The organism is Neptunomonas sp. ABH4_499 (assembly GCF_056160565.1).
Genome location: NZ_JBSWXK010000009.1, coordinates 36,672 through 58,019, shown reverse-complemented (window position 1 = coordinate 58,019; position 21,348 = coordinate 36,672). Strand labels below are relative to the sequence as shown.

Sequence of the window (21,348 nt, the reverse complement as noted above, 5' to 3'; positions counted from 1 at the left end):
GGCATGGTTGCTGGGATTACCAGCCACCGCCGCCTCCACCGCCGCCCCCACCACCCGAGGAGGAGCTACGGCTAAAGCCACCGCTTCGTGATGATTTAGACGAAGGCGGTCTAGAAGCGGACGCAATGCTGCTGGATAGACCTGAGACTAATGCTAATCCAAGGCTTCCGGAGCCTGCGATATGATCTAAACGAGATGTAAAATCATTTTTGGGTGCATGAGCGTATGTCGTATGTTGAATGTGCGAAGCGTATTGATCCCCCCATTCATTTTCAACATTCAAAGCGATCGCATACGGCAAGTAGGCTTCAAACAGTTCCGGTGTTATTTCCGGAGGGTGCTGGAAGTTGAGTCTGTCTTGTTCTGCGATACCTAGATACAGTTTAAAACCCTCAATTTGCTCCATCAGACGCTGACCAGCTACGGTCGGTGACTCTAGTAGCCACTTGAACACGAGCATTAGAGTCAAGGCCACAGACACGAAGAGGGGGTACATCATGATTTCTAGGCTCGTGAACAATGGGTAGTCATCCATATCAAAAGAGCGAATGCTATCGAACTTAATATCTAGAAAAAAGATGATGAATCCGATGGGAGCAAAGACCTGAACGATGCTCAACCACTTTTTCCATCCACGCAGCTTTAGGATCTGACTGAGTTTTTGAGCGATTGTGCTGATGAATAAAATGATACAGGCACAGATAGCAGCGGTTACAGTGCCTATCAATACCTCATCCAAATTATGATGCGTAAGGTACATGCCGAGAAGAGTGATGATTAAGAATGGAAAGCTAAAATAGTAGTAGGTACGGTTCAGTTTATAATTACTTTTCCCGTGCTCCATCTTCAACGCTCTAGCGAAGCGACCTCGGAGTGAGCGAATAGCGGGTTGGTATTTTCCATTAAAGTCCAAAGAACTGCCAGTATCAGCGGTGGCTGCTAGAAGAGTTGATTCTCCTTGAGAAATCTCAGATGCATTGATCTCTTTTGATGTCCGTGTAAACACATACGATCTTCTACTTGGGTTTGTGAGATCAAAATAGCCTTTAATTACTAAATTAATCAGCGCCACAGAGATCGATTCAGGTCTGAAGCCTCGATAATAGATGTAATTACAGGCGGCTGGCGACAAATTTTCAGGTGGTGTGAAGCGTGCAAAAATAGCATTTTTTCTAGGATCTTTACCTACCTTCTTCCATGCCCATAGTAGATACATCAGTAAGAAAAGAGTACCGAATAGTGCGATCAACTTTGGGGTGTAGGGTGGAAAATAAATGCTTATATATGAATCGTTCGATGTTTCCTGAGTATCAAGCGGCGAGGGTTCAGGTTCCGTCACAACCCCCTTAGGCCAAGCGATAGCGACACTCATGCCCTCATTAGGCGATAAAGGGGAGGTGAGTGTGTATTTAACCTGCCCATCACTTAACGTCGTGATCGTTGCGTCTTGTGCTTTGCTGCCCTGTGGCCCTGTAAACACATTGGTGTCTAAGATGGGGGTGCCTTTAGGCAGGGTGATGAAGGCATCAGCAGAATCGATCGGAAAGATAAAACCATGGCCTATGGCATTAAAGAACAACTCGTCACGGTTGTCTTTAAACGCGATCATACGACTCATTCGATATCGAAGGGTAAAGCGGTACTCACCCACCGGTAAGAGGACATCCCGTTTACCCGTGTAGATACGGATGCCATTTCGACGCTGTTCGGTGTGATATGACTCGCTTTGACCATCTCGCTCGACCGAAAGCAGCTCAAACCCCACAAAGTGGTTCGAGCCGTATTGGGTCGGTATGTCTCGATAGATGCCGCGCTTGATCTCTTTGCCTTCGACATCGGCTGTAATGGTTTCTGAAATCAAAAGGTCGCCATTACGCTCAACGGTAATGTCCGTTTGATAATGCGTAATGCGCTCATCAGCACCGGACAAGGCACTGAACATCATCAGAAAACCGATGAAACAAAGGTGGATCGTTTTTAGGCGCATCGTAAAGCCCTATTATTGTGATCAGTGATTTGGCGAGTGAGCGCGTTCATATGGTTACCAGCCACCGCCGCCCCCACCGCCACCGCCATCACCGGATGAGGAGCTGCTGCTGAATCCGCTGTCCGAAGAGCTGCTTGACGAGGTGCTGGATGAAGACCTTGAAGAGCGCTCCGATGATGAATAACTGGCGGCCGCTGTGCTGGCCATCGCTGCCGTAGCGGCCACGGTTGCGGATATTCCGCCTTTCATGCTGTCCCCGATGTGATGCGTATCGCATGGATCGCTGATGCCAAAACGCTCTGAAAAACGATGGTTATAGTCGATCTCTCGGGTGTCGATGTGCGCAAGCTGTGCCCTAAAGTGCTCTCCCCATTGGGTTTCAACGCCTAAGGCGATGGCATAAGGCAGTAGGCTTTCAAAGTGTTCAGGTGTCATCTCGGGTGGGTTGAAAAAATCCAGACGCTCTTGTTCGGCCAAGCTTAAATAGAGTTTAAGACCCAAAATCTCACTTTGAATTGTGAGGGATTCCTCCGTTGGCGCGCTTAGAATGTACCCAAACCCCAATACGATCATCACCAAAAGAAATAGATAAACACCAGAAGCAACTTGTGTAAAGGCCAGCTTTTCGATGCCAGTAATCAGCAGAAAATAGATCATGGCACCGGTTGCTCCGGCAAAAAGCAGGCTCCCGATCAGTTTAAAAAACCGCAGTTTGAAAAGGCTTTCTATCAGAGTAAAAACGGAACCCCAAAAGAGACCACCCAAGATCAATGCAAGCGCTGCGATACCAAAATAGTTCTGGCTTGGCTTCATCAAAACAAAGCACCCAAAGCCCAGCAGGCCGATGATTAAACCAAACCAAGCGTAGGCCGAGTGGCTGGCATCGTTTAAATGCCCGTACTCCTTCTTAAGTTTTTGGGTAAGCTTTCGTTGTGCGGTGCCGACCTTGGGGTTGGACACATAGCCAAAGGCTTGTTGACTACCCACTTTCTTGAAAAGTTGATTCGCTACCACTTTTTCAAAAGGATCCAGCGCTTTATTTTTTGGTGCCACACGGGTCAGGGTAAACGCTTTGCTGATCGGCTGGGTTACCATCGTGAGATAGTCCTTAACGATCATTCCGGTTAGCAAGCCTGCAAAGCCCCGATCCGACAGGTTTTGATTCAAAATAAAGTCGCATGCTGCAGGGGATAGGTCCCTAGGCGGCTTATATCGAGCAATTACGGCAGGCATTTTTGCGTTCCTGCCCACCTTAATCCAGCAGGTCAGCAAGAAGATAAAGGTGATGAGTAAGAACACGCCACCCACCAAAGACTCGACATTATCGTGCAGATACCAATTCAGCTGATCGGTAAACGTGGGTTCGTATACAACCCCCTTTGGCCAAGCAATGACAATACTCATCCCCTCGTTTGGGGCGAGAGAGCGGGTTAGATCAAAACGTGCTTGGTTGTGGCTTAAAACCGTAATGTTGGCATCCTGCCCGCGCGCTCCTTTGGGGCCTGTGTAGACGGTTGTATCTAAAATATCTGGGGTGTTGCTGGGTAAGTTAACCGTTACGCTGCCCGATTCAATGGGAAACGCAAAGCCATGGCCAATGCCATTAAAAAACAACTCATCCCGGTCCGTGTAAAACTGGATATGTCGCTTCATCCGGTATTTAAGGGTGTATTCGTGTTCGCCAAAGGGAAGAAAATAATCGCGCTGGCCTAAGTAAATGCGCTTTCCGTTGAGCAGGTTTTCAATGCGGTAAGACTCGCTACCTCCATCACGCTCTGCGAAGATCATCTCAAACTCGACCCGAAACGGCGCTCCATCGCTGAATCCATGAAACGTTGGGATATCCCGATACATACCACGCTGGATTTTATCCCCTTCGGCTTGGAAGCGGATCTTTTCTTCTATGATCAGATCCCCCGAGGGGCGAACATCAATAGTGGTATCAAAACGGGTGATCGCCTCTTGGGCGATGGCGTTCATGGCCAACAGCAGAGTAAAGAGAAGTACCGTGCTTTTAGCAGCAAGGTGTTGAAACAGTCGGACGGCATTAAACATCACACAAAAATCCCTTTCGTGTTAATTGAGCGACATATATTAACAGAAGCGTCATTTGTGTGTGAGATTTGATCGATATTCGTCCGGCGTTAAATGGAACAACGTATGGCTTGATTTCCCAAAGAGTGGGCCGGTTAAAATCCAAAGTGTCCTAAGCTCTACTACTTGTCATCCGAACAAGGTGTATGATTGAATATTAATAATAATTATTATCATTCATGAGTGGTTGTTCGGATGGTTGCCTCGCTTGCGGCGAAATATCAGATTATTTCACAGTGGTATAAGCTGCACACGGCTTGGTTAAGAGGGTGGTTGTATCAGCGCTCCGGTTGTCGCGCTTTAGCCGAAGACCTCTCCCATGATACCTATCTTCGACTTTTACAACGAAGCGCAACGGGGGCTAGCAGTGAGGTCGAGAACCCGAAAGCCTACTTGAAAACCATCGCTCACGGCTTATTGGTCGACAGTTTCCGTAAGCAATCTCTGGAAACGGCGTATCTTGAATCGTTGTCGATCAGTGATGTGTCCAATGATGCCCCTGATCTGGATCTCGAACTTCTGCGAACCCTCAAAACGATTGATCATGCGTTGGCCGGATTGGCGTTTGAGCAGCGCCAAGCGTTTGTGTTGTATCAGTTTCGCCAAATGCCGTACGCTCAGATTGCCGAGGACTTAGCCATTTCTGAGCGGACCGCAAAACGCTACGTAAAAGCGGCCATGAGTCATCTGCTCTATCAGCACATGTTAGATGGGTCGCAGTGATGGATAAGCGCATTTGCGATCAAGCGGTCGAGTGGGCCATGAAGGCCAATGAGCGACCACTAACGCAAGCCGAACAGGAAGGGTTAGAGCATTGGTTGGCCTCTTCGACTGAACACCAACGCGCTTGGTCACATGTACAGTTGCTGGTGGGTAAGTTGGAGCGCTTACCCAGCCCCGTTCGACAAAAAGCGTATCGGGCTAAGCCAAACTCACGACGTCGGTTTCTATCGGTGGTGGCCCTTCTTGGGGCAGGTGCCGCTGTGGGCATCCACTATCAGCGCAGCCAATATGTATCGACTGCGGGTGGGGATCAAAAAACGCTGGAGCTAGAGCGCGGTTTAACCTTGGTATTAAATGCCCAAACACGTATCTCTTTGCGCTTTGAACACCAAACCCACCGAGTTTATCTGCATCATGGGGATGTGTTCATCCAATCTGAGCCCAGCGTAATGCACAACCCTATTCGGGTCGAAACCGAAAGCTTAACGGCGGAGCCGATGGGTACCGTATTTTCGGTGAGCAGTAATACCCCCTCAATGCCCCATCAATCCAGCGTCAAGGTTGTGGAAGGGCGTGTTAGGCTGAGTGCCAAGCAGGCTGACACCGTTGAGTTAGCCGCAGGCGATTCTGGGCACGTCAGTCACATCACCCATCAAATAGACGTTCACACAGGGCAGGTCGAAGCGGTTGATTGGGTGCAGCGGCATTGGGTAGTCGATGGCTGGCCAATGAAGCGCGTATTGGAAGAACTCAGCCGATATCAGTCCCATTGGATCGAATATTCATCGGAAATAGCAACGCTCAAGGTGTATGGCGTCTTTGATTTTTATCAAACACAGGAAGTCCTGAGTCAACTTGAACAAGCGTTCCCCATTCGGGTTTATCGTGTGGGCCGATATTTTTCTTACGTAAAACGAGGTTAGTGTGTCACTTTTGTTGGATCTCTTCGGCTATGCATTATCAGTCGAAACATCAGAGATCATTTCAGCATGCACAACCCTCTATTTCCCCGTGTTTTTCCAGCCATGATGCTGGCCTCTAGTCTTATGCTGGTGGTCGAGGCCGCCGTTGCCGATATTCAGGTCAACGCCAAGGTACCTGCTTCGTCCATTGAGCAAGCCATTCTTCGGTTGGCTCAGCAGGCGGATGTGAAGATCGTATTTACTGCCATCCAATCAGGTCGTGTACCTGCGCTTAAAGGTTCGGTCGGTTTTGAACAGCAGGTTCGTCAGTGGGTGGCCCCGCATGGCCTCGTGTTGGTCAAAACCGGTGAGCGCCAATATCGAATTGATAAGATCCTTAATTCCGAAGGTGAGAACTTGCTGCCGATATCGGTCGAGGACAACACGCTGAACCCGCGTGGGCAGCGTACCTTTGATGATCGGAACGGCGTCGCCCCATCGCGTATTTTGAGTTTAGGTAATACAGCAACGGACTTAATGACAGCGCCTAAGTCGGTTTCCGTGATCACAGAGAAAGAGATCACTAAGCGTGCGGCCACCAATATCGAGGAGGTTTTAAGCTACACACCGGGTGTGCAGGTCTCGGCCTATGGCATGGACCCACGGTTTGACCAGATCAGTGTTCGTGGTTTTAGCTCTACCGTGAATGCTGACTACCTTGATGGTCTTAAACAGATGAACTCCGGTTGGTTAGCGTCTTTCCATACGGAGCCTTATGCACTTGAACGAGTGGAAGTGTTAAAGGGGCCAAGCTCCATCGAGTTTGGACAAATGGCACCCGGCGGGGCGATCAACCGCACCAGCAAATGGGCCAACGAAACGCCGTTCCATGAAGTGAGTGCACAAGTGGGGCTCGATGATCACTATCAGTTGGCAATGGATGCGAATGATCAGGTAACAGGGCAAGAGAATCAATACGTTCGTTTTGTGGGCTTAGTTCGTGAATCCAATTCCAATATGATTGGCATCAACAACGACAGCGTTTATTTAGCGCCCTCTTGGTTGTGGGCTCCTAATGACGATACGAATGTCACTGTTTACGCGCAAATTCATCGCTTCGAGACCTCGGCCTCACCTCGCACCGCCGATAACGCCGATGGAACCCTCAGTGATTTTTGGGCGGGTGATAAGGCGTTTGATGGGTTGGATCAGCAGCAGTATCAAATCGGCTATCAGCTGGATCTTGCCTTAAATGATACCTGGTCTTTGCATCAACGAGCGCGGTACGGTTACTTAGATACCGAGAACCAATATGTAGACGCTACAGACTCGATCTCATCGACGACAACATCGTTGTCTCGATACAGCGTTGGCGTGTACGAGCAAATGAACACCTTTATTGTCGATACAGGGTTAAGTGCGAAATTTGATCAATCTTGGTTAACGCACGAAGTGTCTTTGGGCATGGACTATCTGTGGATGAAGGCGGATATCCAGTATATGACCGGTGATGCCCCTGATATCAGTTTATCCAATCCGGATTATTCCCAAGCGATTGGACAGCCGACGACGGCGCTTAGCTCTCCAGATAAGCGAATGGATCAAATAGGCTTGTATCTATCCGACCGCATTCAGTTAGATCAGCTTCATATCTCAGCGGGTGTTCGTCATGACAGAGCCTCAACCCGAAACACAGAGCGCTTAACCGGAACAACCGAGCGTCAGGACCACAGGGCCACCAGTGTTAATTTAGGGGTGCTGTATGCGCTAACAGAGGAGTGGTCACCGTACGCCTCTTACTCAACCGGGTTCAGTGTGCAGCTTGGGCAAAACTATGCGGGTGATGATTTTAGTCCAGCTGAAACCGAGCAATGGGAGCTGGGTATCAAATATAAGCCGGAAGCGACCAATACCTTGGTGACCCTGAGCGCTTATGATATTACCCAAAGTAATGTACTGACGGCCGACCCTGACCATACCGGTTTTCAGATTCAAACCGGTGAGCAGCGATCCAAAGGTGTCGAGCTTGAGGTGCAGTGGGAGCCGAGCGAAGCGCTTAGATTCAAAGGCGCATACACGCTTCAGGATGTGAAAGTAACGAAAAGCAACGATGGGAACCAAGGAAAGTGGGCCATTGGTAAACCCAAGCATTTGCTCTCCGTATGGGCGGATGTGGATGTTGCACGCCATATGACCGTGGGCTTAGGCGCACGCTACATGGGCAGCTCGTTTGGCAATTCGGATAACAGCCAAAAAAACGATGCCTACACCTTGTACGATGCCGCTTGGGGGTATGAGTTAGACGATTACTTGCCGGGCGCATCGGTTCAGATTAACGCCAATAACCTAACGGATGAGCGCTACATCATGTGTGATTCGGGTTACTGCTACCGAGCACGAGGGCGTACGGTGTTGGCCACCTTTGCAACACGTTGGTAATCAGCTTCTACCACAAACGAAAAAGCCGTCATTACGACGGCTTTTGCATCTAGGGCCCAATGCTTTTCAGCATGGGGTGTCCATAAGCATTAATCTTCTTGGTACGCATCCATAGGTACACAAGAGCAGAACAGGTTTCGATCGCCGTACACGTTGTCGATACGGTTAACCGTTGGCCACACTTTGGACGCTTTTACATAAGCGGTAGGGAAAGCGGCCTGTTCGCGTGTGTAAGGACGGTTCCAGTCGGCATCCATCAAGTCCACCATGGTGTGCGGAGCGTGTTTCAGCGGGTTGTTCTCCGCGTCTAACTCGCCGTGTTCCACTTGTGCAATCTCGGAACGAATGGTCGCCATCGCTTCAATGAAGCGATCCAGCTCCGCTTTGGATTCGGACTCTGTTGGCTCGATCATCAGTGTGCCAGGTACCGGGAAGGACATGGTTGGGGCGTGGAAGCCAAAATCCATCAAGCGCTTTGCAACGTCCTCTTCGGAGATACCCGATGCGTCTTTCAGCGGACGAATATCAATGATGCACTCGTGCGCAACACGATCGTTTCGGCCCGTGTAAAGCACTGGGTAAAACTCGGCCAAACGCTTCGCCAAGTAGTTGGCGTTCAAGATCGCGTATTCGGTCGCCAAACGTTGACCTTCGCCGCCCATCATTTTGATGTACATCCAAGAGATGGGCAGGATGCTCGCGCTGCCCCAAGGTGCGGCGGAGACCGCGCCGTTTTCCGGGTTAGGGCCAGTAATCGTCTGCACAGCATGGTTTGCCACAAATGGTGCCAAGTGCGCCTTAACACCGATAGGACCCATGCCAGGACCGCCGCCACCGTGCGGGATACAGAAGGTTTTGTGCAGGTTCATGTGGGAGACGTCTGCACCGATCTCGGCCGGTTGAGAGATGCCCACTTGCGCGTTTAGGTTCGCGCCGTCCATGTACACTTGACCTCCGTGATCGTGAACAATCTGACAGATCTCGCGGATGCCTTCTTCATACACACCGTGTGTGGATGGGTAGGTGATCATCAAGCAGCTGAGATCATCTTTGTGCTCAAGGGCTTTGGCTTTAAGATCGTCAATGTCGACGTTGCCTTTCTCATCGCACGCAACCACGATCACTTTCATATCCGCAAGGGCGGCAGATGCAGGGTTGGTGCCGTGAGCCGATGAAGGGATCAAGCAAACGTTACGGTGATGATCACCACGGCTAAAGTGATAGTTGCGGATCGCCAAAAGGCCTGCATATTCACCTTGTGCACCCGAGTTTGGCTGCATGCAGATAGCATCGAAGCCTGTGATGGCTTTTAGCATCTCTTCAAGCTCGGTAATCATTTGCTGATATCCAGCCGCTTGTTCAAGTGGCGCAAACGGGTGAAGGTTCGCAAATTCTGGCCAGGTGACCGGGATCATCTCAGCTGTTGCGTTGAGTTTCATGGTGCACGAACCCAACGCGATCATGCTGTGCGCTAACGATACGTCTTTGTTTTCCAGCTGTTTCAGGTAGCGAAGCATTTCGGTTTCGCTGTGATAGCTGTTAAAGACAGGGTGGGTCAGGATGGCGGACTCACGGACGCACGCGGTAGGGATACTAGCCAGGTCGGAGTCCAGCGCTTCAATGCTGAGGTTATGATCTTCACCAAAGAGGCCCGTGAAGATGGCATTGACCAAGGCGTTGTCGCTGCGCTCATCAAACGTCATGCCCAATTGGCTATCAGCCACTTTACGGGTGTTGATGCCCATGGCCACCAGGCGCTCGTAGACAAGATCGCGATCGTTACCAAGCTCGATGGTTAACGTATCGAACCAAGTATCATTGACGGTTTCGATCCCTTTTTGTTTAAGCGCATTTGCAACGATGTCGGTGTAGCGGTGGATGCGCTGTGCAATGGTTTTTAGGCCATTAGGACCATGATAAACCGCGTAAAAGCCAGCCATGTTGGCGAGCAATACCTGTGCCGTACAGATGTTAGACGTCGCTTTTTCACGGCGGATGTGCTGTTCGCGGGTTTGCATCGCCATACGCAGGGCTTTGTTACCGCGTGTATCAATCGATACGCCGATGATACGACCCGGCACCGAGCGCTTGTAAGCGTCACGGGTGGCAAAAAAGGCCGCGTGTGGGCCGCCGTAACCCATCGGTACACCAAAGCGCTGAGCCGAACCGAAGACTACATCGGCACCCATCTCGCCTGGGGATTTGAGCATCACTAAGCTCATGATGTCTGCAGCGGCACAGAAGAGGGCTTTTTTCTCGTGGGTTCTTTCAATTAAGGCGGTGAGGTCTTTAACATGACCGTGAGTGCCTGGGTATTGAACAACAACGCCGAACGGCTCGTGCTGATCTAAAAGCGCTGTAACATCACCGACAATTACGTCGTAACCCAGAGGCTCTGCGCGGGTGCGGATAACGTCAATGTTCTGAGGGTGCAGGTGCTCATCCACCAAAAACGTGTTGCTGCGCTTGGCTTTTGCCATACGCTTACACAAGGTCATGGCTTCGGCGGCCGCTGTTGCTTCATCCAGCAAAGAGGCGTTGGCCAGATCCAAGCCGGTTAGGTCCAGTACCATCTGCTGATAGTTAAGAATGGCTTCTAGACGACCTTGAGAAACTTCGGGTTGGTAGGGAGTATAAGCCGTGTACCAGCCTGGGTTTTCCAACACATTACGCAGAATCACATTAGGTGTGATGGTGTCGGTGTAACCCATACCGATCAAAGATCGATTGATCGTATTTTTTTGCGCAACCGCTTTAAGGTAACCCAGCGCTTCCTGCTCTGTGCATGGTTTGTCTAAACCAATGGGCGATTCAATCTGGATGCTACCAGGAACCGTTTCTTTGATCAGATCATCAAGTGTGTTTACACCAAGCTCTGACAACATGGCATCACGCTCGTCGGCGGATGGGCCAATGTGGCGGCTTAGAAAATCGGATGAGTTCTGCAGATCAGACAAAGAGCGAAAGGTATCGGTCATGCTATGAAATCCTGAGTGAGTATAAAAACCCAGAACGGTGAGTTCTAAGGATACTAATTGCCGACAATAATACCGTAACTGACTCTCTGAATGTACGTTTGAACGTAAAAAATTTCCTATAGGAAACTTAGGTTTCCTCTTTAGTCGTAGATAAAAGGGCGTTTATACGCCCTCAGTAGGAATAGGAAACGCTGATGGATCCGTATTTTTGAGCTTTCTCTTGAATACGAAACTCTTTGGTTCGATACACATGGGCGTAAGAGACTTTCCAGCGGTCATATACCCAAGCAAAACCAAATGCGGCATCGGCAACAAAGTACTCTTTGTCGACCGAGTGGCTATCGGAAAAGGTGTTGCCATCCAAAAAGATGTTGTGTGCGACGGCTCTGGCGTCTAAGGATACAAACCCGTGGAAGCCGCGCGCTTTGTATTTTAAGCGTGGGTCGCGGTTACCGGGAGCGCTGTTATCGCCGCCTGGTCGCAATGAAGAGGTACCAAAATCATCCGGTAGGCTCCAACCTAAACGGTATTCGACACCGGCGTTGGCGTAGGTTTGAACATTACCCAAACTGCCGCCGTAGTGAGTAATGACATCGTATTGCAGAGATGGGGTGTAAAAGTTGGCTAAGACGCGGTCTTTGCGCTCAAAGATCACTTGCACACCCAACTCGTCGTCCAGCTGGTTGTCCCAACCCGCGAAGGTGTCGATGTTACGTAATTCGTGGATGAAGTCCTGTGTCTCGTGTGCGTACGAGTGTGGACCTACGATACCGAGGTTCACTTCTACTGAGTTCATTTGGTTGTTGGTTCTGGCGTGGTAGCCAAAGCCAAAATACAACCAGCCAGCATATGGGCGATCATCAGGGGCTACCGTTTTACGCTCTTTATCCTCGGGTGTGTACATCTCTTGACCGACGGTAAAGATCAGTTTGCGCATCACCTGATCAGAGTAACTCTCTGGAACAGGATAGAGCGGCGTGAACTGAGCATTAATCCTGCGTAACCACAATGGGAGGCGCTCATCGTCGTTGTAGTTATCAAGGTTGGGCGACACCCATGAAAAACGTACACCGTTGGTGTAGTTATCATCGGTGCCTCCAAAGAGATCGTTTTCGAAATAGGCGTTAAAGGTCCAAGGGTCTGCTGCCAAGGCTGGTGCAGAAGCCCCCATCAAACCAGAAGAGACGAGCCCAGAATACAACAGCGCTTTAAGCGAAACTTTGGACATACCGATTCCTTTTTGAAGTGATGAATCACAATTAGAACAGTGAAACGCGCTGCCGAGGGTTTCTCGTCAGAATACGCCAGTGTATTACGGCTAACACCACTAAAAGGATCAACGCCGCAATGTCCAAAGAAATACCTGAAACTGATGACGATTGGTTGAGACAGTCTGATTGGGTTTGAAAAAATTCGATCAGTTGGTTGGGTAAAAACCCAAACGCATTGTCTTGAACTAACGAACACTCACTATCGGCACTCACAGAATCGGGGGAGACCCAAAGGTATCGCCCAGTGACCACCAAGCCGATGACCGACCCGATGCTTAACAGGATGCCAAAGAAACGTTGCAAACCTTTCCACGGGTTAATCAACCACGCTAAAAAGTGAATAGCGGCTATTAACAGCAGCATAAGGCGCACTGTGGTGCAGGCGGCACACTCAATATCACTTAACGTGCTTTCATAAACGGTCGCGGCAATGGCCACCGCCGATGTGCTTAAAACAAACCCTAAAAAGTGCAGTGTGCGGTAGGTGAAAAAACCGGAATCTTGTTGTTTAGCCATGTAAAACCTCGACGGTTGCTAATTTAGGGTTGTTGAACCCAGCGACCGTCGGGCTGCTGATAATATTCGCCACTTTGTGCGCGTTGGTACAGACGCTGTGCGGTACGTTTTGCCACTACGTCCGCTGAAACGCCTGCTTTTTCGGCGCTTTCGGTGTAGGCGGCTTTACGCTGTTGATTAATGGAGCTGATCAATTGCTTTACGTCGGCCGAAGGTGCGTTGGCAACGGCGGCCAAGTAACCTGTTGGGGTTTCACCAACCAAGCCTTGCTGTTTGGCAGAATCTAAATCAATGGCCCATGCCGGTAAGGATAAAACGGTAAAAAGCACCCAAGCTAAACCGCGTTTTGCCAGAGTATAAGTGTTGGTTGTGTTCATAAATACCACCTGTGTCGAAAACGTGTTTGGGTTAGAAAAGGTCGCTTTGTTCTTCTAAAAGCGTATCGACCTCTTTATCCACCTTAACCAAAATTTCGTGTTCAATTTTCACATTCAAGTTGATCGTTATAGGCTCGTTGGGCACCTCGACCTGAACTTTAGGAGAACACCCAGCCATTAAAGCCGTAGCGAAGGTGACACAGATCAGTGTTGTTAGTGTGCGTTTTGGATCACGTATTGCCATTGGCCTGTCCTTCAAAAACTACTGGGATCGCTGTGCGTTATATTTTTTGTTCAATTGCTCTTCGAGCTCGTCGCTAAAGCGCAGGCTTTTCATCAGTTGAATCACATTCTCTTCTATATTCACGCTAAAGTTGACCGGTTGTCCATTATTCCAGTCAGGATTTTGTCCTGCTAATTTGGTACTCAGCAACAAACTGCCGTCCGGTTTATAGGTGGCCTTAGCCGAAAGCGTATCGTAATTAAAGTTCGACAGCGCTTTTAAGGCGATGTCCAACCCCTGATTCGTTGCTGCTAAAGCCAGCACCTTTTCGTCGGCAAGGTACTGAATATTGCCGGGGGCGTTAGCGGCCAGCTCACCGTTTGTTACGCTGATCTTGCCCTGAGTAACCTGAATCGGAAGCGTGCCACTCAGTTCACCTTCGCCTTTAAGACCCGGTTGGTTCTCCAGTTGGAGTAGTTCATGCAAAGAAAGTTCGTTTAAACGAATGTCGGTGCGAAGGTTCAGGTCCGATAGGGTTGTCATAAACGGGGTGGCTTCGACGCTACCCTCTAGGAAATCAAACCCAAGTGCTTTTACATTCAGGATCGATCCCGCCGTGCCAATTTGATCGACACGATATTCGGCTTTGATGTTCTCGAGCACGTAACCTGTGTCTAACGTCTCGATGGTAAGACTGCCCACATCATCCATTCGCTGATCACGAATAAAGGTCGAGGACTTAAATTTAATCTTATCCAAAGACAGGGTGTCATTGTTGAGTTTCACACCGCGCGCAGCGTGATTGATCTTCCCGTCGATTTTTCCGCCCCAGATTGTCAGGGTGCCATTGTTCGCATATCGTCCGGCCGTGAGTTTCCAATCCAATGGCCACTTAAACGGCAGGTAGTTTCGATAACGTATGGGTGCTTCTTCAAGCGGCAGTTCTTTTAACAACCAGCTTACTTTAATCTGATCCGTTTCAGGTTTGATGTCGATGTCGCCACTAATATCCAAATTAAGCGGTGGGTTCGCTGCAAAAAAGCTGCTTTGCAACGTGTCATCGGTCAGTGTGATCAGACCTTTTAACGACATTTCCGGGATGCGCTGCGAAGAGTGTTTAATCTGGATCTGCTCGCTGTCGAAGCTGGCAGTTAGGCGACGTTTGACCATATCCAAGGTTTCAACCTTGATTGCTATAGGCCGCGTTTTGATCTCCATGCCACTGGCCGTGATGGGCGCAAGTGTCAACGTCATCGGAAACGGGGTCATCCTAAGCGTATCGTAATAGGTGATCGCAAAAGGCTCTTGTGAGGCTAGCGATACTTTTTCCGTTTTCCAATCAGGGCCACTTAAGTTGAGCAACGTCAACTGAGTGTTTTTATCAAACTTGGCTTTAAGGCCTTTGTTTTCGGTGAGTTGAGTATCCACTTCACCATCCAGTTGGATCACTTTAATGGTGTCCGTAGGGCTTAGGATAACCGCGTTGATTTGGCTGTGGTCCTCAATGAATACGTCATCGAGCCAAGCTTTGATGTCATCCGTTAAATGCTGTTGCGCGCTAATTTTTGTGCGCCCTTTAACCGCGCCAGTAAACCCTGGCACTTTGTCGGCCATGGTTTTAGGAAACTTCCAAAGCAGCTCGTGCAGTTTGGCAAGGTTGGTTTCGTGGTTAAGCACCCAGTGAAGGCGCTCCCCTTCGGTCATGGCGCGACCTTCGGCGCTTAGTACATTTTGGTCGTCATCCAGTAAATCAAAAGTGAAACGATTATTCGCCATTAAGCTCAAATCGCCCCAGAGCTTCGTTTTATCCGCCAGCGTGACCTGTATTCGGCTGGTGAGGGTTTGTTGCTCGTAAAGTAGGTTGCCAGTGATGTCGATTTGCTCAGATTCTGATTGTTTAAGTGTGGTCTTCACTTGGCCAATCATCATCTGTTCTGCAGGGACGTGCTGAATCCAAAAGTCCGGGAGTAACAGGGCAAGATCAAACGTAAACGGTGCGCTCTCTTGGGCGTTGTCGTTTTTTTGAGTTTGATCGATGGTGAGATCCGCCGTTTGCAAGGCGATGTTGTCAAACTTGCGACTGAACAATAAGCGAGTTGGCTGGTATTCCAGTGTAATTGGGCCAGCACTTAAGGTGACTTTTTGATCTTTAGAGGACTTACTCGCGTGCAAGGTGCGGATGGTTAAAGATCGATTGGTGGGGTATTCCACCTCAAACTGGGTGTCTTCAAACCCTTGGTCGGTTAGCCACTCTTCAATGGTATGGCTGGCAATTTGAGGCAGTGCCAGATACGTACCGACTGGAAGGATAACAAAAATGCTCAGGCCCGCTAAAATCCATTTTTTCAACCTGAAACTCCTTACTGCTCGGGTTGCTAAACGTTACTGATGATCTAATCAAAAAGGGAGCTCAGGGACTCCCTTAATTGTTGTGTGCCGACACCTTAGCGGATTTTACGAACCACGTTAAGGCCGTCGCGTACCGTTAAAAAGACATTCTCAACGTCTGGGTCTTCAGCGATCATTCGATTGGTTTCGACCAGGGTATCGTCGATTTCGGATTCAGGTTGCAGCACTTTGCCAGACCACAGCACGTTATCCAAAATGATCAAACCGCCAGGGCGGGTTAACTCTTTGACTTTTAACCAGTAGTTTAGGTAGTTGCGCTTATCGGCATCAATAAAGGTAAAGTCCAGTGGGCCTTCAAGGGTATCCAGAGTGTCGAGCGCACGACCAAACACGACATCAATTTTGTGCCCGTGCTCACTGCGATCAAAAAAAGTTTTCGCGTAGTCGATGGCGCGCGGGTTTGTCTCGCAGCAGATCAGCTTGCCATCATCGGGCATACCTTCGGCGATGGACAGCGCTGAGTATCCAGTAAACATACCGATTTCAAGCGCGCGTTTAGGCTGGTGGATGGCACTTAACATCTTTAACGTGCGGCCAACCAAACGGCCAGAGAGCTTCTGTGGCCAACCCATATTTTCATTGGTGCCATCGATCAGTTCTTGCAGCAGTTCAGGCTCTTTTCCAGTGTTCAGAAAAGCGTAATCTTCAACGGACTCTTTGACCAAAAACTCCATGGGGGGCGAGTTCTCCAGCGTGTTTATGCAATACAAAAAGAGGGATCAAACCGAACTGTCAGCGTACACATAGATCGCCGACCCAACGCTTAATCCTGAAAGGCAATAGTGTATCATTCTTCTTGGTGGTTGGGGTCACTGTTGTTTTGGCCTACAATCGCGCCCACACGCTTTTAGCAAAGCACTCATCCCATAATAAAAGACAGGTGAATTTGTGACGCCATTAGTTGTTTTTCTGATCTGCGGTTTTGTTGCGATGTCGGCGGCCTTAAGTGCCAGCCAGTTGAATAAACTGCCCGAAGATCAACGTACCGGAGCCTTAGCCAGCAAAAACGCCCAAGTGACGGTCGTGTTTGCCGGTAACCTTGCTGCATTGACATTAATTGGCGCATTAGCATACGGCTTTCGTTTGTTAGAGTGGTGGATTCCATTGGCGTGCGTATTCGTAAGCTTCCCGGTGGCGCATTACATCCTGTTTGATCGGATTTTCTCACCGCTGGTGAACCTGTGTTTGATGACGGCTCTGGTGGTGGCTGCTATCCCAACGCTTTACATCTACTGGTAACTTTGTGGTTGATAGTGCTGTGATCTCGGTCGAGGTATGGATGCTGTTAAGTGCCGTTTTATTCATGGCGCTGATAGTTGTAGTTATCTTACTGGTAAGAGCCAAACAAGCCGCCCAGGTGCAGCTGCATCAACTGGATCAAGCGTTGCACATTCAAGCACTGGACTTGGTTAGGCAAACGGAGCAGTTAAGCGTAAAGACCAAACTCTGCGAGACGCTTAAGGATCAACTTGATGGCCTAAACTATGAGCATCAAGACTTGACCGAGCAGTTGGCCATCCGTCAAACCCAGTTGGCCGAGATGGAAGCACGATCTCAAGCTGAGCGTGCCAACCATGAAGAGAAGATCGAGCTCTTAAAAGAAGCACGAGATCAACTCAAGCAAGAGTTTCAGAACCTTGCGAATCAGATCTTTGATGACAAAACCACGCGTTTTTCGGAGCGCAGCCAGAAAGAGATGGGTTCGCTTCTTTCGCCGCTTCGAGAGCAGCTTTCGGACTTTAAGCGCAAAGTAGAGGATGTGTATGTCCAAGAAGCCAAGGAGCGACGGGCACTGCACGCCGAGATTCATAACTTAAAAGCCCTGAATCAAAAGATGAGTCAGGATGCGATTAACCTGACACAAGCCTTACGAGGCGACACTAAAACCCAAGGTAACTGGGGGGAGGTGATCCTTGAGCGGGTATTGGAGGAATCTGGTCTTCGTAAAGGGCATGAGTATCAGGTTCAGGTCTCCATCACTGAGCAGCAACAGCGCTATCAACCGGATGTGATCATTCATCTGCCAGATGGTAAAGACGTTATTGTTGATGCGAAAGTCTCATTAAATGCCTATGAGCAATATTGCTCGGCCGAGCGCGATAATGATCGTGCTATTCAGTTAAAAGCCCATCTGCACTCCCTGCGTCAGCACATTAAGGGCTTGAGCGAAAAAGCCTATCAGCGCTTAGAAGGCGTTAGGTCGTTGGATTTTGTTCTGATGTTTGTGCCGATCGAAGGGGCGTTTTTGCTCGCCCTTGAGCAAGATGGGGATCTGTTTAAATACGCTTTTGATCGCAACATCGTACTGGTATCGCCCGCAACACTCTTGGTCACCCTAAGGACCATACATAACATCTGGCGCTACGAGCATCAGAATCAAAATGCCCAAGAGATCGCAAAGCGCGGTGCGGATCTGTACGACAAATTTGTGATGTTTACTGAGTCCATGGATGAAGTCGGGCGTCATTTAGATCGTGCTCAGGCATCGCACCATCAGGCGGTGCAGCGACTAAGCACTGGGCGGGGTAATCTTGTGCAACAAGCGATGAAGTTGAATGCGCTGGGTGTATCGGGTAAGAAATCGCTGACGTCCAAATGGAGTGATGCCGCATCCGATGAATGATGCGGCAGGTGGTGGGTTTAACTCTTCATCTCTTTATCAAATTGATACTTTGTCGAAGTAACGTGTGTCTCCATAGCGCGGATTCGAGCATCAATGCGAGCAAGTCGCTCACGAAGTTCATCAATCTTGCCTGTGGCTCCGGCGCGTTTTTCAAACACCTTATCTTTTAAGTTACTGCGTGAGGTATAACCCTCGTAGTAGGCGTTCTGTTCTTGTGGCTCGTGTTCATAAACACGACCTGAAAACGGTTTTGATGGGCGGTTAGCCATCAATAACCAACCGGCAAGGTAGGCAAAAAAAGCAAAAGAGCCGGTAACAATAAATAAGAAAGCGGTCACAAGACGAACACCTGTCGGTGACCATTTCATGTTTTCTGCGATGCCTCCGCAAACGCCTGCAAACCAGCGTGAGCGGCGACTTCGATACAGATCGATATCCCATCCTCGTTTTTTAGCGTCGAACATCGAGATTCTCCTTAAATTAATAAAGGGTAAGTCTTAAACCGTGTGCCGTTCGCGCCAGTCGGGCTGTTCGGCATCCAAAATGGTTTCTAAGCTTTGAACGCGGCGGTCGAGTTTGTCGACTTCGTTTAATGCTGCGCTTAGTAATTCTTTGTCATCCTCTGATAACCCCTTGGAGGAGCGCCATACACCGATGTAGTGGAGCACCAACCATAAAGGAACAACGAGTCCCAGAAAAATGACGGTCGGAATAAAGAAGAATAAAATGCTGCCCATATGCGTCCTCGCGGTTTAAATGTCCTTGGAAAAGTCGGAGGTTACTCCGACTTCTCTTTCATGCGTGCTTTTAGGTCTGACAACGCTTTTTCGACCTTTTCGTCACGCTCCAGATTTTGGATCTCTTCGGCCAAGTCTTGGCTACCCAAATCGTAGCTTTCGATTTCAGCTTCCATATCATCCATTTTACGCTCGTAACGCTCAAACTTTTCGAACGCTTCGTTCAGCTTATCGCGGTTGAAGCGGCGGCGGATTTCTAACTTAGAACGATTGGTTTGATCGCGTGCCAACATCGCCTTCTGTTTCGCCTTTGCATCGTTAAGCTTGGTTTGCAGTTGCGCGATCTCTTCGTTCAACTCGGCCAGTTGCGATTCAATGGCAGTCAGTTCTTCTTTTGCCAAACCAAGTGTTTCGGCAGCGGCGGATTGCTCAGAAAGCGCGGCGCGGGCAAGGTCCTCACGGTCTTTCAGCAGTGCCAGTGCAGCCTTGTCTTCCCAATTAGTGACCTCTTTTTCTAAAGACACCATGCGGCGCTCCAGAGTTTTCTTATCCGCGATGACTTTGGCAGAGGTGGTGCGCACTTCGATCAGCGTCTCTTCCATTTCCTGAATCATCAGGCGAATCATTTTTTCTGGATCTTCAGCGCGGTCCAGCAGCGAGTTGATGTTGGCGTTAATGATGTCCTGAAAACGCGAAAAAATACCCATGTTTAACTCCTTGTGAGTGGTGTTTAGCGGGCCTTAAACGTCGGCTCGTGTTTGGTATCTGTATAGCGAGTCGTGTGCCGGTTTTGTTAATTGATTGATTTTAAATGATTTATTGGGTTTTAAGGGTTTTTTTGTATTAATTTTAGTTAGTTTTATTGACTAAATAGTGATCGATAATGCTATTATTTGGTCAATTATGCTAAGTGATAAAAGCGTGTTGCTGGGTGAGTCACCGCTGATTCTGGATGTGTTGGATCAGATCTCCCGAGTTGCGCCCCTGAACAAGCCGGTTCTGATTTTGGGTGAGCGAGGCACCGGTAAAGAACTCGTCGCAGAGCGTCTGCATTACCTGTCAAAACGATGGGATCAGAGCTTTGTGAAGGTCAACTGCGCCTCGATGAACGACAACTTGTTGGAAAGTGAGCTGTTTGGTCACGAAGCAGGGGCTTTTACGGGGGCGTCTAAGCGTCACTTAGGGCGGTTTGAGCGGGCCGATGGCGGTAGCTTGTTTTTGGATGAATTGGCGACCAGCTCGGCCTCGGTTCAGGAAAAGCTGCTTCGTATTGTGGAATACGGGGAATTTGAGCGTGTAGGTGGGCATCAAACGGTGCAGTGCGATGTTCGCTTAGTCGCCGCAACACACGCCGATGTAAAAAAGATGAGCGATGAAGGTCGCTTTAGAGCCGATTTGTTGGATCGTCTAGCGTTTGATGTCATCCACTTGCCACCCCTTCGGTTAAGGCGAGATGACATCTTACTGCTGGCCGAACACTTTGCGCGCCGGATGTGTCTGGACCTTGGTTTGGATTACTTCCCAGGTTTTAGTAAGCGAGCGATTAATCAGATGCTGGATCATGAATGGCCAGGCAATGTGCGCGAGCTAAAAAATGTCGTGGAGCGCAGTGTCTACCGTATGGATGAGCCTGATGAGCTGCTTGGCGATATGTTGATTGATCCATTTCTGCCGCCATGGCAAGCAACACCCGAACATGCATCGTCCGAGCAAGAGGAGTTGAGTGGTAAAGCAAGGGCTCAGCTTGGTGAAGTTGAGGTGGTGGTTAATGAACAGGCGGTAATGCCGGAAAGAGGCTTAGAGGCTCAGATTTCGGCTCTGGAGCAGCAAGCGATATTGGAGGCGTTGGAGAATTCGGCGTTTAATCAAAAAATGGCTGCTCAGAAACTTAATCTGACGTATCACCAGTTAAGAGGGCAGATGCGTAAGCATAATATGATTCCGCTTAAATCGTTTTTGAAAAGCCATAATCGGGTTTGATGGTAGGGCAGGTCGTGGTCGATGAATGTGTTGTGATGCTTTATAAAAAAGGGACTTTTTATCGTTATTTCCAATCAAAATTGATTTTT

Annotated in this window: 18 protein-coding genes; 6 read left to right on the top strand and 12 right to left on the bottom strand. The window is 49.2% G+C overall.

The genetic code is table 11. The features are described 5' to 3' along the window. Positions 1 to 16 precede the first annotated feature (16 nt). Both ACXAF9_RS10880 and ACXAF9_RS10875 read right to left on the bottom strand, forming a co-directional pair. Complete coding sequence (locus tag ACXAF9_RS10880) at positions 17 to 1,987, bottom strand: DUF2207 domain-containing protein (protein ID WP_475073946.1); 1,971 nt, start codon at positions 1,985 to 1,987, stop codon at positions 17 to 19. A gap of 54 nt (positions 1,988 to 2,041) precedes the next feature. Next, positions 2,042 to 4,042: a DUF2207 domain-containing protein gene (locus ACXAF9_RS10875; RefSeq protein ID WP_475073943.1), complete on the bottom strand. Its 2,001-nt coding sequence runs from the start codon at positions 4,040 to 4,042 to the stop codon at positions 2,042 to 2,044. Between the two features lie 234 nt (positions 4,043 to 4,276). Between ACXAF9_RS10875 and ACXAF9_RS10870 the strand changes: the two genes are divergently transcribed. The 3 genes from ACXAF9_RS10870 to ACXAF9_RS10860 all read left to right on the top strand — a co-directional run bounded on the left by ACXAF9_RS10870 (position 4,277) and on the right by ACXAF9_RS10860 (position 8,145). Then, a complete protein-coding gene (locus ACXAF9_RS10870) occupies positions 4,277 to 4,804 on the top strand; it encodes a sigma-70 family RNA polymerase sigma factor (protein WP_475073940.1) in 528 nt (175 codons plus the stop codon). After that, a complete protein-coding gene (locus ACXAF9_RS10865) occupies positions 4,804 to 5,727 on the top strand; it encodes a FecR family protein (protein ID WP_475073936.1) in 924 nt (307 codons plus the stop codon). The genes ACXAF9_RS10870 and ACXAF9_RS10865 overlap by 1 nt, the downstream gene beginning before the upstream one ends. A 66-nt stretch (positions 5,728 to 5,793) precedes the next feature. Continuing rightward, a complete protein-coding gene (locus ACXAF9_RS10860) occupies positions 5,794 to 8,145 on the top strand; it encodes a TonB-dependent receptor (RefSeq protein WP_475073932.1) in 2,352 nt (783 codons plus the stop codon). 89 nt (positions 8,146 to 8,234) lie between these two features. On the opposite strand, the gene gcvP is transcribed toward ACXAF9_RS10860, so the two are convergent. From gcvP to ACXAF9_RS10825, 7 genes are all read right to left on the bottom strand, one after another. Continuing rightward, on the bottom strand, positions 8,235 to 11,123 hold the full coding sequence (gcvP, locus tag ACXAF9_RS10855) for an aminomethyl-transferring glycine dehydrogenase (protein ID WP_475073929.1): 2,889 nt from the start codon (positions 11,121 to 11,123) through the stop codon (positions 8,235 to 8,237). A gap of 172 nt (positions 11,124 to 11,295) precedes the next feature. After that, positions 11,296 to 12,351, bottom strand: coding sequence for a lipid A deacylase LpxR family protein (locus tag ACXAF9_RS10850; RefSeq protein WP_475073925.1), 1,056 nt, complete (start codon positions 12,349 to 12,351; stop codon positions 11,296 to 11,298). Between the two features lie 31 nt (positions 12,352 to 12,382). Then, complete coding sequence (locus tag ACXAF9_RS10845) at positions 12,383 to 12,910, bottom strand: disulfide bond formation protein B (protein WP_475073923.1); 528 nt, start codon at positions 12,908 to 12,910, stop codon at positions 12,383 to 12,385. A gap of 23 nt (positions 12,911 to 12,933) precedes the next feature. Then, entirely contained in the window at positions 12,934 to 13,287 is a 354-nt protein-coding gene (locus ACXAF9_RS10840) for a YdbL family probable chaperone protein (RefSeq protein ID WP_475073922.1), read from the bottom strand. A gap of 31 nt (positions 13,288 to 13,318) precedes the next feature. Beyond that, positions 13,319 to 13,465: a YnbE family lipoprotein gene (locus tag ACXAF9_RS10835; RefSeq protein WP_475074154.1), complete on the bottom strand. Its 147-nt coding sequence runs from the start codon at positions 13,463 to 13,465 to the stop codon at positions 13,319 to 13,321. Between the two features lie 84 nt (positions 13,466 to 13,549). Further along, positions 13,550 to 15,859, bottom strand: coding sequence for an intermembrane phospholipid transport YdbH family protein (locus ACXAF9_RS10830; protein ID WP_475073920.1), 2,310 nt, complete (start codon positions 15,857 to 15,859; stop codon positions 13,550 to 13,552). Between the two features lie 95 nt (positions 15,860 to 15,954). Then, entirely contained in the window at positions 15,955 to 16,593 is a 639-nt protein-coding gene (locus ACXAF9_RS10825; protein ID WP_475073918.1) for an O-methyltransferase, read from the bottom strand. Positions 16,594 to 16,807: 214 nt separating this feature from the next. Between ACXAF9_RS10825 and ACXAF9_RS10820 the strand changes: the two genes are divergently transcribed. Both ACXAF9_RS10820 and ACXAF9_RS10815 read left to right on the top strand, forming a co-directional pair. Further along, complete coding sequence (locus ACXAF9_RS10820; protein ID WP_475073917.1) at positions 16,808 to 17,158, top strand: hypothetical protein; 351 nt, start codon at positions 16,808 to 16,810, stop codon at positions 17,156 to 17,158. A gap of 4 nt (positions 17,159 to 17,162) precedes the next feature. Then, on the top strand, positions 17,163 to 18,542 hold the full coding sequence (locus ACXAF9_RS10815; protein WP_475073915.1) for a DNA recombination protein RmuC: 1,380 nt from the start codon (positions 17,163 to 17,165) through the stop codon (positions 18,540 to 18,542). Between the two features lie 17 nt (positions 18,543 to 18,559). Here ACXAF9_RS10815 and ACXAF9_RS10810 read toward each other — a convergent pair whose 3' ends face one another. From ACXAF9_RS10810 to pspA, 3 genes are read right to left on the bottom strand one after another with little or no spacing between them, the layout of a single operon-like run. Next, positions 18,560 to 19,006 carry a PspC domain-containing protein gene (locus ACXAF9_RS10810; RefSeq protein WP_475073913.1) on the bottom strand — a complete coding sequence of 149 codons (447 nt, stop codon included), beginning with the start codon at positions 19,004 to 19,006 and terminating at the stop codon, positions 18,560 to 18,562. 33 nt (positions 19,007 to 19,039) lie between these two features. Next, positions 19,040 to 19,279 carry an envelope stress response membrane protein PspB gene (pspB, locus tag ACXAF9_RS10805; protein ID WP_475073912.1) on the bottom strand — a complete coding sequence of 80 codons (240 nt, stop codon included), beginning with the start codon at positions 19,277 to 19,279 and terminating at the stop codon, positions 19,040 to 19,042. Positions 19,280 to 19,320: 41 nt separating this feature from the next. After that, a complete protein-coding gene (gene pspA, locus ACXAF9_RS10800) occupies positions 19,321 to 19,986 on the bottom strand; it encodes a phage shock protein PspA (RefSeq protein WP_475073908.1) in 666 nt (221 codons plus the stop codon). A gap of 196 nt (positions 19,987 to 20,182) precedes the next feature. Here pspA and pspF point away from each other — a divergent pair, with 196 nt between their 5' ends. Further along, positions 20,183 to 21,259: a phage shock protein operon transcriptional activator gene (gene pspF, locus ACXAF9_RS10795; RefSeq protein WP_475073907.1), complete on the top strand. Its 1,077-nt coding sequence runs from the start codon at positions 20,183 to 20,185 to the stop codon at positions 21,257 to 21,259. Positions 21,260 to 21,348: the final 89 nt, after the last annotated feature.

What these genes read in the sequence shown, in the direction of transcription:
- ACXAF9_RS10880 (WP_475073946.1), bottom strand. Translation starts at nt 1,987, where the DNA reads ATGCGCCTAAAAACGATCCACCTTTGTTTCATCGGTTTTCTGATGATG.
- ACXAF9_RS10875 (WP_475073943.1), bottom strand. Translation starts at nt 4,042, where the DNA reads ATGTTTAATGCCGTCCGACTGTTTCAACACCTTGCTGCTAAAAGCACG.
- ACXAF9_RS10870 (WP_475073940.1), top strand. Translation starts at nt 4,277, where the DNA reads ATGGTTGCCTCGCTTGCGGCGAAATATCAGATTATTTCACAGTGGTAT.
- ACXAF9_RS10865 (WP_475073936.1), top strand. Translation starts at nt 4,804, where the DNA reads ATGGATAAGCGCATTTGCGATCAAGCGGTCGAGTGGGCCATGAAGGCC.
- ACXAF9_RS10860 (WP_475073932.1), top strand. Translation starts at nt 5,794, where the DNA reads ATGCACAACCCTCTATTTCCCCGTGTTTTTCCAGCCATGATGCTGGCC.
- gcvP (WP_475073929.1), bottom strand. Translation starts at nt 11,123, where the DNA reads ATGACCGATACCTTTCGCTCTTTGTCTGATCTGCAGAACTCATCCGAT.
- ACXAF9_RS10850 (WP_475073925.1), bottom strand. Translation starts at nt 12,351, where the DNA reads ATGTCCAAAGTTTCGCTTAAAGCGCTGTTGTATTCTGGGCTCGTCTCT.
- ACXAF9_RS10845 (WP_475073923.1), bottom strand. Translation starts at nt 12,910, where the DNA reads ATGGCTAAACAACAAGATTCCGGTTTTTTCACCTACCGCACACTGCAC.
- ACXAF9_RS10840 (WP_475073922.1), bottom strand. Translation starts at nt 13,287, where the DNA reads ATGAACACAACCAACACTTATACTCTGGCAAAACGCGGTTTAGCTTGG.
- ACXAF9_RS10835 (WP_475074154.1), bottom strand. Translation starts at nt 13,465, where the DNA reads ATGGCTGGGTGTTCTCCTAAAGTTCAGGTCGAGGTGCCCAACGAGCCT.
- ACXAF9_RS10825 (WP_475073918.1), bottom strand. Translation starts at nt 16,593, where the DNA reads ATGGAGTTTTTGGTCAAAGAGTCCGTTGAAGATTACGCTTTTCTGAAC.
- ACXAF9_RS10810 (WP_475073913.1), bottom strand. Translation starts at nt 19,006, where the DNA reads ATGTTCGACGCTAAAAAACGAGGATGGGATATCGATCTGTATCGAAGT.
- pspB (WP_475073912.1), bottom strand. Translation starts at nt 19,279, where the DNA reads ATGGGCAGCATTTTATTCTTCTTTATTCCGACCGTCATTTTTCTGGGA.
- pspA (WP_475073908.1), bottom strand. Translation starts at nt 19,986, where the DNA reads ATGGGTATTTTTTCGCGTTTTCAGGACATCATTAACGCCAACATCAAC.
- pspF (WP_475073907.1), top strand. Translation starts at nt 20,183, where the DNA reads ATGCTAAGTGATAAAAGCGTGTTGCTGGGTGAGTCACCGCTGATTCTG.